This window comes from Streptomyces sp. NBC_00287 (assembly GCF_036173105.1).
Classification (GTDB): domain Bacteria; phylum Actinomycetota; class Actinomycetes; order Streptomycetales; family Streptomycetaceae; genus Streptomyces.
This window is the reverse complement of record NZ_CP108053.1, coordinates 4,645,909-4,658,961: the sequence shown is the minus strand read 5'-3', so window position 1 is coordinate 4,658,961 and position 13,053 is coordinate 4,645,909. Positions and strand designations below refer to the sequence as shown.

17 protein-coding genes and 1 tRNA gene are annotated in these 13,053 nt (G+C 68.9%); 4 read left to right on the top strand and 14 right to left on the bottom strand.

Annotated elements, in window-relative coordinates; all coding sequences use genetic code 11:
• Nucleotides 1–50 precede the first annotated feature (50 nt).
• The 3 genes from OHT76_RS21185 to OHT76_RS21175 are packed head-to-tail and all read right to left on the bottom strand — an operon-like array spanning nucleotide 51 to nucleotide 3,799.
• Nucleotides 51–875 carry a YceI family protein gene (locus tag OHT76_RS21185; protein WP_328872417.1) on the bottom strand — a complete coding sequence of 275 codons (825 nt, stop codon included), beginning with the start codon at nucleotides 873–875 and terminating at the stop codon, nucleotides 51–53.
• Nucleotides 876–903: 28 nt separating this feature from the next.
• Entirely contained in the window at nucleotides 904–3,303 is a 2,400-nt protein-coding gene (locus OHT76_RS21180; protein ID WP_328872416.1) for an MFS transporter, read from the bottom strand.
• Nucleotides 3,304–3,316: 13 nt separating this feature from the next.
• Nucleotides 3,317–3,799, bottom strand: coding sequence for a MarR family winged helix-turn-helix transcriptional regulator (locus OHT76_RS21175; RefSeq protein WP_328872415.1), 483 nt, complete (start codon nucleotides 3,797–3,799; stop codon nucleotides 3,317–3,319).
• Between the two features lie 206 nt (nucleotides 3,800–4,005).
• Between OHT76_RS21175 and OHT76_RS21170 the strand changes: the two genes are divergently transcribed.
• Nucleotides 4,006–4,200 carry a hypothetical protein gene (locus OHT76_RS21170; protein ID WP_328872414.1) on the top strand — a complete coding sequence of 65 codons (195 nt, stop codon included), beginning with the start codon at nucleotides 4,006–4,008 and terminating at the stop codon, nucleotides 4,198–4,200.
• A gap of 9 nt (nucleotides 4,201–4,209) precedes the next feature.
• Here OHT76_RS21170 and OHT76_RS21165 read toward each other — a convergent pair whose 3' ends face one another.
• The 9 genes from OHT76_RS21165 to OHT76_RS21125 form a co-directional block, all read right to left on the bottom strand.
• Nucleotides 4,210–4,902 (bottom strand): hypothetical protein, encoded by a 693-nt coding sequence (locus OHT76_RS21165; RefSeq protein ID WP_328872413.1) that lies wholly within the window; start codon nucleotides 4,900–4,902, stop codon nucleotides 4,210–4,212.
• 39 nt (nucleotides 4,903–4,941) lie between these two features.
• Nucleotides 4,942–5,829 (bottom strand): RNA polymerase sigma factor SigF, encoded by an 888-nt coding sequence (locus tag OHT76_RS21160; RefSeq protein WP_328872412.1) that lies wholly within the window; start codon nucleotides 5,827–5,829, stop codon nucleotides 4,942–4,944.
• Between the two features lie 267 nt (nucleotides 5,830–6,096).
• Complete coding sequence (locus OHT76_RS21155; protein WP_328872411.1) at nucleotides 6,097–6,972, bottom strand: RNA polymerase sigma factor SigF; 876 nt, start codon at nucleotides 6,970–6,972, stop codon at nucleotides 6,097–6,099.
• A 147-nt stretch (nucleotides 6,973–7,119) separates the two neighbouring features.
• On the bottom strand, nucleotides 7,120–7,413 hold the full coding sequence (locus tag OHT76_RS21150) for a Dabb family protein (protein ID WP_328872410.1): 294 nt from the start codon (nucleotides 7,411–7,413) through the stop codon (nucleotides 7,120–7,122).
• Nucleotides 7,410–7,589, bottom strand: a complete 180-nt coding sequence (locus tag OHT76_RS21145) for a hypothetical protein (protein ID WP_315887157.1) — start codon at nucleotides 7,587–7,589, stop codon at nucleotides 7,410–7,412. Before OHT76_RS21145 ends, OHT76_RS21150 begins: the two co-directional genes overlap by 4 nt.
• Nucleotides 7,590–7,706: 117 nt before the next feature.
• Nucleotides 7,707–7,791: transfer RNA gene (locus OHT76_RS21140), tRNA-Ser, on the bottom strand.
• Between the two features lie 45 nt (nucleotides 7,792–7,836).
• Nucleotides 7,837–8,268 carry a tRNA adenosine(34) deaminase TadA gene (gene tadA / locus OHT76_RS21135; protein ID WP_328876589.1) on the bottom strand — a complete coding sequence of 144 codons (432 nt, stop codon included), beginning with the start codon at nucleotides 8,266–8,268 and terminating at the stop codon, nucleotides 7,837–7,839.
• Nucleotides 8,269–8,327: 59 nt separating this feature from the next.
• The gene (locus tag OHT76_RS21130; protein WP_328876588.1) at nucleotides 8,328–8,858 is read right to left on the bottom strand and encodes a tRNA adenosine deaminase-associated protein; all 531 of its coding nucleotides are present in this window, start codon (nucleotides 8,856–8,858) and stop codon (nucleotides 8,328–8,330) included.
• Nucleotides 8,859–9,101: 243 nt separating this feature from the next.
• Nucleotides 9,102–9,287, bottom strand: a complete 186-nt coding sequence (locus OHT76_RS21125; protein ID WP_328872409.1) for a hypothetical protein — start codon at nucleotides 9,285–9,287, stop codon at nucleotides 9,102–9,104.
• A 93-nt stretch (nucleotides 9,288–9,380) separates the two neighbouring features.
• Here OHT76_RS21125 and upp point away from each other — a divergent pair, with 93 nt between their 5' ends.
• Complete coding sequence (upp, locus tag OHT76_RS21120) at nucleotides 9,381–10,016, top strand: uracil phosphoribosyltransferase (protein WP_328872408.1); 636 nt, start codon at nucleotides 9,381–9,383, stop codon at nucleotides 10,014–10,016.
• A 69-nt stretch (nucleotides 10,017–10,085) separates the two neighbouring features.
• On the opposite strand, the gene OHT76_RS21115 is transcribed toward upp, so the two are convergent.
• Entirely contained in the window at nucleotides 10,086–10,706 is a 621-nt protein-coding gene (locus OHT76_RS21115) for a LytR C-terminal domain-containing protein (protein ID WP_328876587.1), read from the bottom strand.
• 123 nt (nucleotides 10,707–10,829) lie between these two features.
• Nucleotides 10,830–11,126: a type II toxin-antitoxin system VapB family antitoxin gene (locus OHT76_RS21110; RefSeq protein ID WP_003999914.1), complete on the bottom strand. Its 297-nt coding sequence runs from the start codon at nucleotides 11,124–11,126 to the stop codon at nucleotides 10,830–10,832.
• Nucleotides 11,127–11,259: 133 nt separating this feature from the next.
• Here OHT76_RS21110 and OHT76_RS21105 point away from each other — a divergent pair, with 133 nt between their 5' ends.
• Complete coding sequence (locus tag OHT76_RS21105; protein ID WP_328872407.1) at nucleotides 11,260–11,595, top strand: recombinase family protein; 336 nt, start codon at nucleotides 11,260–11,262, stop codon at nucleotides 11,593–11,595.
• A gap of 161 nt (nucleotides 11,596–11,756) precedes the next feature.
• A complete protein-coding gene (locus OHT76_RS21100) occupies nucleotides 11,757–12,740 on the top strand; it encodes a recombinase family protein (RefSeq protein ID WP_328872406.1) in 984 nt (327 codons plus the stop codon).
• Nucleotides 12,741–13,053: the final 313 nt, after the last annotated feature.

Genomic DNA, 13,053 nt, shown 5'->3' with positions numbered 1-13,053 from the left:
CAGCCTAGGGGCTGAAGACCCCCTCGTGACTGACCCTGCTATGCCTATGTCTAGGCCTCCGGCAGCGCATCCCCCTGCACCGCCTGGACATCGAGCTCCACCTTCAGCGTCGTACCGATGGCCGCGATCCCCGCCTGGACGACCTGGTTGTAGTTCATGGCGAAGTCCTCCCGGCGCAGCTCGGCGGTCGCCCGGAAAGCGGCCCGGGTGCCGCCCCAGGGATCCGCCCCGGTCCCGAGGTAGGCGAGGTCCAGATCCACCGGCCGTACGACACCATGCAGCCCCAACTCCCCATGGACCGTCCACCGATCCGTACCCGCCGCCACGCTCAGGCCCGTCGACCGACACGTGATCTCCGGATACCGCTCCACATCCAGAAAGTCCGCCGACCGGAGATGCCCGTCCCGCATGGCATTCCCCGTGTCGATCGACGACGCCCGGATCACCGCCTCCACCCGCGACTTGGTGATGTCGTCCGGTGCGATCTCGACGGTCGCGGAGAAGTCGGTGAACCGTCCGTGCACGCTGGAGATCCCCAGGTGCTGGGCGACTGCGCCCACCGTGGAGTGCGCCGGGTCCACCGTCCACGGCCCCGGTGGCGGCAGCTCCGCCCCACCCTGCCGCGCCAGCGTCACCGTGCCCACCTCGGCCCGCCCGCTCGCCGTGACGATCGCGCTCGACGCGGCCGGCGCGTACCCGACGGCGGTGACGATGACGGTGTACGCCCCGGGGGACAGGGGATTCGGGTCCCGTACCGCCCCCTCCGCATCCGCCTCCGCACGCAGCATCTGAGTACCGGTCATGTCCGTGACGGTGACGACTGCGTGCGACACGGCCCATCCGTCCCGGGTACGGATCCTCGCGGTCAGTCCCATCTCACGTAACTCCTCGAAGAAGAACCGACTACTCGCCGGGGTGGGCGAGTTCGATGTCGTGGTCGTCGATGCCACGGCCGTTCACGGTCAGCGCGGAGGCCACCGGCGGGTACCCCGTCGCGATGACGGTGTAGTCGCCGCCGTCCAGGTCGGTGAAGGCGTACGCCCCGTCCGAACCGGTGGTCGCCGTGCCGACGACGTTGCCCGCCGCGTCCACGAGTGTGACCCGCGCGTCGGACAGCGGACCCTGCGGCGCCCGTACGACGCCCTGGACCCGTGCGCCGGAGTCGAGGTCGACCTCGACCCGGGTGACCCCGGTGCCGCCGATCTCGACGGGCAGGGCGCGCGGCCGGAACCCGTCGGCGTTCACCGCGACGGTCACCGTGCCCGGCACCAGCTCGCCGAAGGCGAACTCGCCCTGCTCCCCCGTGGCGGCGGTGGCCAGCAGATCCCCGCGCACATCGGTGACGATCACCATCGCGTCCTTGACCGGCAGCGCCCCGTCGGCCGCCCGCACCACACCGCTCAGCCCGCTGGTGCCGCTGAGCAGGATGTCGTACGCCAAGGGCTCCTCGCCGACGACGATCGTGGACGCCTGCGGCTGGAAACCGTCGGCGGAGGCGATCAGGACGTAACTGCCGGTGCTCGGCGCGTCGACGCCGTAGGAGCCGTCCGCCTGGGCCACCGAGCGGCCCAGTTGCCGGCCGGAGAGCGAGATCAGCGTGACCGCCGCTCGCGCTACGGGCGCGCTCTCGGCGCCGCGGACGTAGCCGCGCACGGGGATGCCACCACCGGTGACCTGCACGGTGTCAGCCACAGGAACCTCCGTTTCGGTGCTCTGCGCCGCCTGCGCCAGCGCGCCGGACGTCCGCAGCGGGACCTCCTTGATGAACAGCGTCACCAGGAAGGCGAGGAAGGCGACCGGGGTGACGTACAGGAAGATGTCGGCGATGCCGTGTCCGTAGGCGCTCTCCAGCCAGGTGCGGATGTGGGTGGGGAGGGCGTCCATGTCGGGCAGTTCGCCGGAGCCCATGGCGCCCGCCGCGGCGGCCTGCTCCTGCGGGTTGAGCGAGCCGATGGTGTCGGTGGCGTAGTGGCTGATCCGGGTCGACATCACGGAGCCGAGCGCCGAGACGCCCACCGCACCGCCGAGGGACCGGAAGAAGGTGACCACCGAGCTGGCGGCGCCGAGCTCGTGCGGGGCGACCTGGTTCTGCGTGGACAGGACCAGGTTCTGCATCATCATGCCGATGCCGAGGCCCATGACCGCCATGAAGACGGCGATGTGCCAGTACTCGGTGTCGTAGCGCATGGTGCCGAGCAGTCCGAGGCCCGCCGTCACCAGGACACCGCCGGTGACCAGCCAGGCCTTCCACTTGCCGGTCTTGGTGATGATCGCGCCGGAGACGGTCGAGGACACGAACAGACCGGCGATCATCGGGATGGTCATGACGCCCGACATCGTCGGGGACTTGTCGCGGGCCAGCTGGAAGTACTGGCTGAAGAAGACCGTGCCCGCGAACATCGCGACACCGACGAGCAGGGAGGCGAGCGAGGCCAGCGTGATCGTGCGGTTCTTGAAGAGATGCAGCGGGATGATCGGCTCGGACGCCTTGGTCTCCACGAACACGAAGACCAGCACCAGCGCGAGCGCGCCGCCGACCATGGAGTAGGTCTGCCAGGACAGCCAGTCGTACTTGTCGTTGGCGAAGGTGACCCAGATCAGCAGCAGCGAGACGGCCGCGGTGATGAAGAAGGCACCGGCCCAGTCGACCTTGACCTTGCGCTTGGTCTCCGGCAGATGCAGCGTCTTCTGCAGCACGAACAGGGCGATCAGCGCGAACGGGATCCCCACGTACAGGCACCAGCGCCAGCCCAGCCAGTCCGTGTCGGTGATGACCCCGCCGACCAGCGGACCGCCGACGGTCGCGACGGCGAAGGTCGCGCCCAGGTAGCCGGAGTAACGGCCGCGCTCCCGGGGGGAGATCATCGCGGCCATGATGATCTGGGCGAGCGCGGTCAGACCACCGGCGCCGAGCCCCTGGATCACCCGGGCGCCGATGAGCATCCCGGAGTTCTGCGACAGACCCGCGACCACCGAGCCGATGATGTAGACGACCAGAGCTATCTGGACCAGGGCCTTCTTGCTGACCAGGTCGGCGAGCTTGCCCCACAGCGGGGTGGACGCCGTCATCGCCAGCAGCGCGGCGGTCACGACCCAGGTGTACGCGCTCTGGCCGCCGCCGAGGTCCTGGATGATCTCCGGCAGCGCGTTGGAGACGATGGTGGAGGACAGGATCGCGGCGAACATGCCGAGCAGCAGCCCGGACAGCGCCTCCATGATCTGCCGATGCGTCATGGGAGCCTCGCCGGAGCCTCCCGAGTGCTTGGCATGAGCCCGCACACCGGCTGGTGTGGTCGTTGCCATGAACTTCCTCTTCTTACGTGGTGATCGCTGGTGTACGGGGGGACTGCTGAGGGGCGACGGCCGGGTGCCGGCAGTCGTCGAAGCTGGCGCGCAGCCGTGCCATGAGCGCGGTGAGCTGGGCGACCTCGTCGTCGGTCCAGTCGCTCAGCCGCTCGGCGAGCATCCGGGTGGTCCGCCGGGACAGCTCGTCGACCTGCGTCCGGCCCGAGGGCGTGAGGTGCAGGATGCGGCTGCGCTTGTCGGCGGGGTCCGGGGAGCGGTCGATCCAGCCGCGCTCGGCGAGATGGGCGACATGGCGGCTGGTCACCGACATGTCGACGGCAAGCAGCTCGGCGAGCTTGCTCATGCGCATGTCGCCGTGGCGGTCCAGCAGCGTCAGTACGGCGGCGGAGCCGGCGGGGCAGTCCGACGGCAGCGTCCGCCCGATCTCCCGCTTCACGGCACCGAAGGCACTGAACTGGCGGACGAGCTCCTCGTACTGCGTCTGTTCGGCCATCGCACCTCCCGGATTTCGTTGCTTGGGGCAACCGTAAGAGCCGTTGGTTGCTACAGGCAAATAAATTGGGCGGGGGCGCCATAAAAACTTGGCAAAGGCAAGTATTGCGAACGTAAATGTGCAGGTGGGGTGGGTTGTGTGTGCGGTGGTGCGGGTGCCCCTCCCGCACTTGGGCGCCACCCCCGGATTCGCTAGGGTTGCGGCCCATGGCTAACACCCAGGGCCCCCAGGGCAACTACGACCCCGCCGGCAACACCCAGATGTTCCGCGCGTTCGTCGACGAGGCCCCGCAGGGGCAGCATCAGGCGGCCGCTTCCTCCGGTCCCCGTATCGGCCTGATCATCGGTGTCGTCGTCGCCATCGCGGTCGTCGCGGCGGTGGCCTGGCTGGCGCTGAAGTAACCCGCCCCGCTACTTCCACTGGACGGACACGTCCCGCGTCTCCACGTGCATCCCCAGCGGCACGCGCCACGCGTCGACGCACACCGTCCAGCTCTTCTCCTTCCGCACGCCGCCCCCGAGCGGCACCGGAAGCTCCTCGACCGACTCGACGGTCCCCCAGTCGATCCCGAGCGCCCCGATGATGTGCGTCCCGAAGGTCACGGTGCCCGAACGCACAGGGCTCCCACCGGAGTTGTGAAACTCGAGCGACACCTTCTCGCACCAGCGCTTCTCGACGGCCTCCCGCTTCGGCTCCGACCAGGTGAGGGCGGCGGGGGTGGTGACCCCGGGGGTCGGCGCGGGTGAATTCTCAGGCGTACGAGGGGGATCGGCGGCCTCCGACGGTGCCGGACCCGGGGTCGGGTCACCGCTTCCGTCCGGCTGGGGTGCCGGTGAAGTGCCGCTTCCTGTGGAGGAGTTGGCCGGAGGAGCAGGCTCCGGCGTCGCCGCTGCCTCGTCCGGGGGCGCCAGCGGCACCAGCGTCACCCCGCCCGTCGGCCCCGCCGTACGGTCCGGCTCGCCCGGCGCTCCCACGGCTACGTAGCCGTCACCGTCCCCGCCGCCCGCGCACGCGGCCAGCAGGCCGCCCAGACACACGACGGCCGCCGAGGCGCCGATCAGGGCGCCTCTGCGGCCATGTGTCCATGTCGTCGCCCGAAGCATCGCGCCATGGTGGCTGACGCTCCGTCAGAAGGGAACCCCTCAGTCGGAGATGAGCCCCTCACGGAGCTGCGCCAGGGTCCGGGTCAGCAGGCGGGAGACGTGCATCTGGGAGATGCCGACCTCCTCGCCGATCTGGGACTGGGTCATGTTGGCGAAGAAGCGCAGCATGATGATGCGGCGCTCGCGGGGCGGGAGTTTGGCCAGGAGGGGCTTCAAGGACTCGCGGTACTCGACGCCCTCCAGGGCGGTGTCCTCGTAGCCCAGGCGGTCCGCGAGGGAGCCTTCGCCGCCGTCGTCCTCGGGGGCCGGGGAGTCCAGGGACGAGGCCGTGTAGGCGTTGCCGACCGCCAGGCCGTCGACCACGTCCTCCTCGGACACGCCCAGCACCGCGGCGAGTTCGGTAACCGTCGGGGAGCGGTCCAGCTTCTGGGAGAGCTCGTCGCTGGCCTTGGTGAGGGCGAGCCGCAGCTCCTGCAGCCGCCTGGGCACCCGGACCGACCAGGACGTGTCCCGGAAGAACCGCTTGATCTCACCGACCACCGTCGGCATCGCGAACGTCGGGAACTCCACGCCCCGTTCGCAGTCGAACCGGTCGATCGCCTTGATCAGGCCGATGGTGCCGACCTGGACGATGTCCTCCATCGGCTCGTTGCGGGAGCGGAAGCGCGCTGCCGCGTACCTCACGAGCGGGAGGTTGAGCTCGATCAACGTGTCACGGACGTACGCACGCTCGGGGCTGTTCTCGTCCAGCGCGGCGAGCCGCAGGAACAGGGAGCGGGACAGGGTGCGGGTGTCGATGGCTCCCGAGGTGGGGAGGGCCGGGGCCGGCGCGGCCTCGACAAGAGCCGTTACGTCTTCGTCGAGCGCGGGCGCAGCCTCGCTCTTCGTGAGCGTGAGCACCTTCGAGCTGCCCTGGTCTGCGGACATGCCACCCCCTTTGGGTCGCGGGACGGTCGCGGCGAACGCTCCATCGAGGAACGTTTGCCTTCACCTGAATACCGGAGCCGAAGCCGCGGCAAACGCGCTTCCGGCAGAATGTCACATGTCGGCAACACGCTGTAGTGACATGTCGACATGTAAGACGTGAATCCGCCCTGGAAACAAGGGGTCTGACGGTTTTTCGGCGCGAAACTGTCGGGAAGCGCCCTGGTGGGCGATTCGCTCGCGCCGGTTACGGTTCGCTCATGCTTTCGGTCAGGCGTCGATCCGGTTCGCGGACCTCAATCGCTGGAAGCTACGCGCGAGTAGCCGCGAGACATGCATCTGGGAGACGCCGAGTTCGGCACTGATCTGCGACTGGGTGAGATTGCTGTAGTAGCGCAGGAGCAGAATTCGCTGTTCCCGTTCCGGGAGTTGGACCAGCAGATGCCGGACCAGATCGCGGTGCTCCACGCCGTCCAGCGCGGGGTCCTCGTAGCCGAGCCGGTCCAGCAGTCCGGGGAGTCCGTCGCCCTCCTGGGCCGCCTCCAGCGAGGTGGCGTGGTACGAGCGTCCGGCCTCGATGCAGGACAGCACCTCCTCCTCGCTGATGCGCAGCCGTTCGGCGATCTCGGCGGTCGTCGGGGTCCGTCCGAAGGCGGTGGTCAGGTCCTCGCTCGCGCTGTTGACCTGCACCCACAGCTCGTGCAGCCGGCGCGGTACGTGAACCGTGCGGACGTTGTCGCGGAAGTACCGCTTGATCTCGCCGACGACGGTCGGCATCGCGAAGGTCGGGAACTGGACGCCCCGGTCCGGGTCGAAGCGGTCGATGGCGTTGATCAGCCCGATGGTGCCGACCTGGATCACGTCCTCCATCGGCTCGTTGCGGGAGCGGAAGCGGGCGGCCGCGTAGCGCACGAGCGGGAGGTTGGCCTCGATGAGCGCCCCGCGCACCCGGTTGTGCTCCGGCGTGCCCGGCCGAAGCTCCTTGAGCTGGCCGAAGAGCACCTGGGTGAGCGCGCGGGTGTCGGCGCCACGGCTGCGCGGGGCGGTCGCCGCTGCTTCCGGCGCCGCCTGTGGCGCCGCTTCCGGCGCTGCTTCTTGGGGAGGCGCAGTACTGGCCGACACGGTCAACTCCACCTCGTGATCCATCAACTCATCCGTCAAAAGCGGTCATAGCATCACAAGACATGTGCACTGTGTGCAAGCACCGCATAACGCCGTGTTGAGGGTGAAGTGGTGCGAAAGACGCAGAAAAGCCCCCCGCCGTTCCGGCGGAGGGCTGTGCGGTACGCGGTCCTAGTACTCGTAGTCCGCGATCACCCAGGTGGCGAACTCCTTCCAGAGGGCCACCCCCGCCTGGTGCTCGGGGTGCTCCACATACCGGCGCAGGGCGTCGGCGTCGTCGAAGGCGGAGTTGATCGCGTAGTCGTAGGCGATGGGGCGGTCGCTGAGGTTCCAGCCGAGCTCCCAGAAGCGGATCTCGGAGATCTTGCCCTCCAGCGACTGGAAGGCCTTCTCGCCCTCCAGGACACGGGGGTCGTCGCGCTCCACGCCCTCGTTGAGCTTGAAGAGGACCAGGTGGCGGATCATTCGTCTCCTCCGTTGGCGATCCACGTCATGAAGTCGCCGATGGCCTTGGCGGCGTTCGATATGCCCTCGAACCCTATCTGCACATAGTCCGCGGCCTTGGCCGGGTCCGTGATGATCAAATAGAGCACGAAGACCACGAGCACATAGACGGCGACCTTCTTCGAATTCACCGCCACTGCGGCCTCCCTGCCCTTGGCGTCCCCCGATGGGCCCCCTGTTGACGGCGGTGAGTGTAACCGTCACGCCCGCAGACGCACGAAAGGCCCCGTCCGACGACGGGGCCCTTCTCAGAGCGGTAGCGGAGGGATTTGAACCCTCGGTGACTTGCGCCACACTCGCTTTCGAGGCGAGCTCCTTCGGCCGCTCGGACACGCTACCGAGGGAGACCTTACAGCACAGGTGGGCATGGTTTGAAATCGGTATTCACCGGTTCCGGAAGAACTCCGTGAGCAGTCGGGCGCACTCCTCGGCGAGCACGCCCTCGATCACCTCGGGGCGATGGTTGAGCCGCCGATCGCGTACGACGTCCCAGAGGGAGCCCGCCGCGCCGGCCTTCTCGTCCCGGGCGCCGTAGACGACCCGGTCCACCCGCGACTGCACCAGCGCGCCCGCGCACATGGTGCACGGTTCGAGGGTGACGACCAGTGTGCAGCCGGTCAGCCGCCACTCGCCGAGCTGAGCTGCGGCCCTGCGGATCGCGAGGACCTCCGCGTGCGCGGTCGGGTCGCCGGTGGCCTCGCGTTCGTTGTGCCCGACGCCGAGCACCGTCGTACCGTCCGCGGACAGCACGACGGCGCCGACGGGGACGTCCCCGCCCCGGACGGCCAGTTCGGCCTCGTCCAGGGCGAGCCGCATCGCGTCCCGCCAGCGGTCGCGCACCGGGTCCGGGGGACCCTTGGGGATGGTTGTCGGGGTCAGCGGACGGTCTCCAGGACCTCCGCGGCACCCAGCGCCTCGGCGATGGCGCCCAGCGCGTCGTCGGCGTCCAGGGCCTTCAGCTCCTTCTCGCTGACGCCCAGGTCGTCGAGGATCTCGCTGTCGCCCACCGGGCTGTGCGGGACCGCGTCGGCGGCGGTGCCGTCCTCGTCGTCGTCGGAGTCGCCGTCGGGCTCCTCCGTGCCGTCGAGGTCGAGGGCGTCCAGGTCGGTGTCGTCGTCCCCGGGCTCCCTTCCGAGCAGTTCGTCGGTGAGCAGGATCTCGCCGTAGCTGCTGCGGGCAGCGGCGGCGGCGTCCGAGACGTAGATCCGAGGGTCGTCCTCGCCGTCGATGCGGACGACGCCGAACCAGGCGTCCTCCTGCTCGATGAGCACCAGCACCGTGTCGTCCTCGGGAGAGGATTCACGGGCCAGTTCGGCCAGATCCGACAGGGTCTCCACATCGTCGAGCTCTGTGTCGCTCGCTTCCCACCCGTCTTCGGTGCGCGCGAGCAGTGCGGCGAAGTACACCGTGACTCTCCCACTGGTCATAGGCGTGCCGGTTGGGGGTCCCCCCGGCGGAGGTTGCGGGCGGGGAGAGCTCGGGCTCCGAGCCCCACCCACTCGGAATCGTGGCAGAAACGAAGCGTTCAGGGGACGTCTTCGGCTCCCTGTGTCCGCCCGTTTTGATCGTCCACCAGCGGGATCGTACGCGGCCCCCGGCGTGGCGCATGCACCAGACGGTCATCGGACGGTCCAAGAACGGCTCAAGGTCTACCAGCGGAAGCTGCGCATTCGCATGGCGTGGCGCAGGCGTGCGGCCTTGGCGCGGCGGGGCTGTACGCGGTCGCGCAGCTCGCGGGCCTCGGCCAGTTCGCGCAGGAACTGGTTGCGGCGCTGCCGCCGTTCCACGTCCGTCTCCTGCTGCGCGGGGTCCTCCCGGGACTCACTGTCAGGCATCTGCGCACCCCCAGTACGTCCCTCCCACTTTCCCTCTGATGGGCGGTTTGATGCCAGCGCGAGGGGCACGGTGGCCCGGTTACTGTTAGGGACATGCGTCTCCACGTCGTCGACCACCCCCTGGTCGCCCACAAGCTCACCACGCTGCGCGATCAGCGCACCGACTCCGCGACCTTCCGCCGTCTCGCCGACGAGCTGGTCACCCTGCTCGCCTATGAGGCGACGCGCGATGTGCGTACCGAACAGGTCGACATCCAGACGCCGGTCGAGCGGACCACGGGCGTCAAGCTGTCCTACCCGCGCCCGCTGGTGGTGCCGATCCTGCGGGCCGGTCTCGGCATGCTGGAGGGCATGGTCCGGCTGCTGCCCACCGCCGAGGTCGGCTTCATGGGCATGATCCGCGACGAGGAGACCCTCCAGGCGTCCACGTACGCGACGCGGATGCCGGAGGACCTCTCCGGGCGCCAGGTGTACGTCCTCGACCCGATGCTGGCCACGGGCGGCACGCTGGTCGCGGCGATCCAGGAGCTGATCAAGCGCGGCGCCGACGATGTGACGGCCGTGGTGCTGCTGGCCGCGCCGGAGGGCGTCGAGGTCATGGAGCGCGAGCTGGCGGGGACGCCGGTGACCGTTGTGACGGCGTCTGTTGATGAGCGGCTCAATGAGCACGGGTACATCGTGCCGGGGCTGGGGGATGCGGGGGATCGCATGTATGGGGCGGCGGAGTAGCGCCTGTTCGCTGTAGGGGCGCGGCCCGATAAGGCCCCGCGCCCCTGGGGAGTTGCCCCTACGGCGTTTTCAACAGCTGTTCTTCGACGCGGCCGGCGTCGGCTCGGGCTCGGTCAGTTCGGCCAGTGCCCTGTCGGCGTCCGCCTTCGTCGTGAGGTTCTTGAAGGCCGTCCCGAGGATCAGGTCCACCTCGGTGCCCTTGCGGGCCGCGTCCGTGCGGCGTTCTGCGCCGGGCAGTTGCGCGGCCAGGACCGGCAGTGACGTGTCCAGGGCGGAGGAGGGGCCGAGCAGTATCCCCGTGCCCTTGACCTTCTTGTCGTACTCCTTCGTCGCGTTGCCCACGTCGCCGATCTTGAAGCCGCGCTTCTTCAGCTCGTCCGCGGTCTTCTTGGCGAGGCCGCTGACGGGCGTGGCGTTGAGGACGTTGACGGTGATCCGGCCCGGCTCGGGCAGCGCGGCGGCGCTCGCCGTGGCCGAGGGGGTCGCCCGGGTGGCGCAGTCCGCCTTGGGGCCGGCAGCAGAGGCCTCTTTGCCGCCGTCGGTGAAGACGTCGATGAGCTGAAGCGTGCCCCAGCCGAGCACACCGAGCGCGGTGACGGAGGCGACGGCCAGGAGCACGAGCCTGCCGCGCCGCCGGGGTCGGCGCATCCGCGGGTACTTGTCCCCCCTGATCCGGTACTGGCCGCCCATGCCAGGGGGAGTGAGCATGCTCATGGGCGCAGCGTAGTGCGCCGGGGCGGCGATGCCTACTAGATGATCATTGGATGCCGGACAGGAGAACCCGAAAGGGTCAACCCTTCACCGGACAGTCACTCAATCCAGCTCGAGTACACGCGCGTGCAGTACCTGGCGCTGCTGGAGCGCGGCGCGCACGGCGCGGTGCAGACCATCCTCGAGGTACAGGTCGCCCTGCCACTTCACCACGTGCGCGAACAGGTCGCCGTAGAAGGTGGAGTCCTCGGCGAGCAGGGTCTCCAGGTCGAGCTGGCCCTTGGTCGTCACGAGCTGATCGAGGCGGACCGGGCGCGGCGCGACGTCCGCCCACTGCCGGGTGCTTTCCCGGCCGTGGTCGGGGTACGGCCGGCCGTTTCCGATGCGCTTGAAGATCACACGGAAAGCCTACCGGTCCAGACGTTCCGGGCGCAGCCTCCCGGCTGGGGCCGTGCAAGCCAAGTACATGCAGAACTTGACCAATATCGGTCAAAGGGGGTGAGTGTGGATGGGCTGCTGACACATTCCCCCTATGAATGATCGAAAGGTAGCGGTCGGGTATGCGCGGCAGAGCCTCGGGCGGCCGGACAAGTCAGCAGGCTCCGTCCGAGCACAGCTCGCCGCATCCCGTGCCGAGGCGATGGCACGTGGCTACCGGTATGAGCGTGAGTACGTGGATGAGGCTGTTTCGGCCTACCGCCCTGGCTCTGTCCGTCCGGAATTCGAGCGCGTGCTGGCCGACCTGCGGCTTGGCCATGCCGACGCTGTTGTCGTGAACTACTTGAGCCGTTTGTCCCGGCAGGACGAGGGTGCGGTTTGGTCTCTTGCCGGTGAACTCCACGGGCTCGGTGTAACCGTGATTTCGTGACCGAAGGCGCGTACGGCCCCGCCGACACCGAGGAACTGGCCCGGCGGCTGGAGGCGGCACATCAGGAGAGCGTGAACCGGGCGCGTCATGTGAGCGACACGAAGAGGGTCCTGCGCACAGCGGGTTCATGGGTGGGCGGGCTTCCGCCGTTCGGATACGCGGTGGCCGAGGCGCGCAGGGACGGGCTCACGATTCGGCAGCTGGTCGTGGTGCCGGAGGAAGCCAAGGTCATTCGGGACGTCGTCCGCAGGATCCTCACTCACAAGGATGAAGAGGCACCCTTCGGTCGTCGGCACCCTGGATCGCTCTCGGGCATCTGCGCGGAACTGAACGCGGAGGGAGTGCCGACGAAGACCGCAAGGCTTGCCGACAAGTGGCGCGCTACCGGACCCGGTGGGTTGGACGGGCGATGCGGGCCGTCACTGTGGGAAGTGTCGACACTCAAGAGGATTCTGAGGGATCCGCGGTTGATCGGTCACGCTGTTGAACCGGTCTACGGTCCGGACTCGAAGAGCGCCCCTGGGGCTCGTCCCTCTGTCGTCGGTTACCGAAGCGTGGTCGATCCGCAGACTCTGACGCCGTTGATGAGTCATGAGCCTGTGCTCGACGCCGCCGACTGGGAGGAGCTTCAGGCGTGGCTGGACACCCGCATGCCCGGGACGCACGGACGACGGGCCAGTTCGCTCCTGAGCGGGCTGGGAGTGCTGCGCTGCGTGTGCGGGGCGACCATGGTCAGCAATGGCACGGCCGGCGCCACCGCCTCGTACCGCTGTTCCCGGCCCAAGGGCGCGACGGGCGGACATGACGGTGGGAACAGCATCAAGCGAGAGCACGTCGAGGAGTACGTGATCCAACGGGTCTTCACCGAGATCTCCCGAGCCGGTCAGGGGCAGCGGTGCTCGGTCGAGCTTCTTACCGAGGCCGGCGCTCGTTTCGGCTCGGTAGCGGATCTCGTGGTCAGGGCGCAGGCCTATGAGGCCGGTCAGTGGCAGTGCGCGCCCCTGACCGACAGGCGCGCCTTTCTGCGCTGCTTCATCGACCGCATCGAGGTGGCGAAGGCGTTGTCGCGAGGCAACAAGTGGGAGCCCTACGACGCAGGCCGTCGCACCACCGTCACCTGGGTGACGCCGAGGTCCGGGCCATGACAGGGCGGGGCGCTCCATGCCGCGCTGCCGTGCAGCGCCACCAATGGGGACACTGCCTGCTGTGTGGCCGCCGCCGACGGTTTCGGCTCACCCGCTCGGTCTCCGATACGGCGCGGCGGAGGCGGTAGCCGACACACGCCTCCGCCGCTCGCTCAGCGGTTCTTGTCCTTGGGGGCCTGCTCGCCCTGCTTCACCTGCGGCTTCGGCGCGCTGCGCGCGGCCTCGGCCCGCACCAGGGCGCGCAGGACGGCGTACGGGTCCATGGGCATGGGGGTGCTCCTTGCGTCGTACTGACTGACGAACCTGTGGGTGC

What these genes read in the sequence shown, in the direction of transcription:
- tadA (WP_328876589.1), bottom strand. Translation starts at nt 8,268, where the DNA reads ATGCGGCTCGCCCTGGACGAGGCCGAACTGGCCGTCCGGGGCGGGGAC.
- OHT76_RS21175 (WP_328872415.1), bottom strand. Translation starts at nt 3,799, where the DNA reads ATGGCCGAACAGACGCAGTACGAGGAGCTCGTCCGCCAGTTCAGTGCC.
- OHT76_RS21165 (WP_328872413.1), bottom strand. Translation starts at nt 4,902, where the DNA reads ATGCTTCGGGCGACGACATGGACACATGGCCGCAGAGGCGCCCTGATC.
- OHT76_RS21150 (WP_328872410.1), bottom strand. Translation starts at nt 7,413, where the DNA reads ATGATCCGCCACCTGGTCCTCTTCAAGCTCAACGAGGGCGTGGAGCGC.
- OHT76_RS21160 (WP_328872412.1), bottom strand. Translation starts at nt 5,829, where the DNA reads ATGTCCGCAGACCAGGGCAGCTCGAAGGTGCTCACGCTCACGAAGAGC.
- OHT76_RS21185 (WP_328872417.1), bottom strand. Translation starts at nt 875, where the DNA reads ATGGGACTGACCGCGAGGATCCGTACCCGGGACGGATGGGCCGTGTCG.
- OHT76_RS21105 (WP_328872407.1), top strand. Translation starts at nt 11,260, where the DNA reads ATGAATGATCGAAAGGTAGCGGTCGGGTATGCGCGGCAGAGCCTCGGG.
- OHT76_RS21125 (WP_328872409.1), bottom strand. Translation starts at nt 9,287, where the DNA reads ATGCCTGACAGTGAGTCCCGGGAGGACCCCGCGCAGCAGGAGACGGAC.
- upp (WP_328872408.1), top strand. Translation starts at nt 9,381, where the DNA reads ATGCGTCTCCACGTCGTCGACCACCCCCTGGTCGCCCACAAGCTCACC.
- OHT76_RS21155 (WP_328872411.1), bottom strand. Translation starts at nt 6,972, where the DNA reads ATGGATCACGAGGTGGAGTTGACCGTGTCGGCCAGTACTGCGCCTCCC.
- OHT76_RS21180 (WP_328872416.1), bottom strand. Translation starts at nt 3,303, where the DNA reads ATGGCAACGACCACACCAGCCGGTGTGCGGGCTCATGCCAAGCACTCG.
- OHT76_RS21170 (WP_328872414.1), top strand. Translation starts at nt 4,006, where the DNA reads ATGGCTAACACCCAGGGCCCCCAGGGCAACTACGACCCCGCCGGCAAC.
- OHT76_RS21115 (WP_328876587.1), bottom strand. Translation starts at nt 10,706, where the DNA reads ATGGGCGGCCAGTACCGGATCAGGGGGGACAAGTACCCGCGGATGCGC.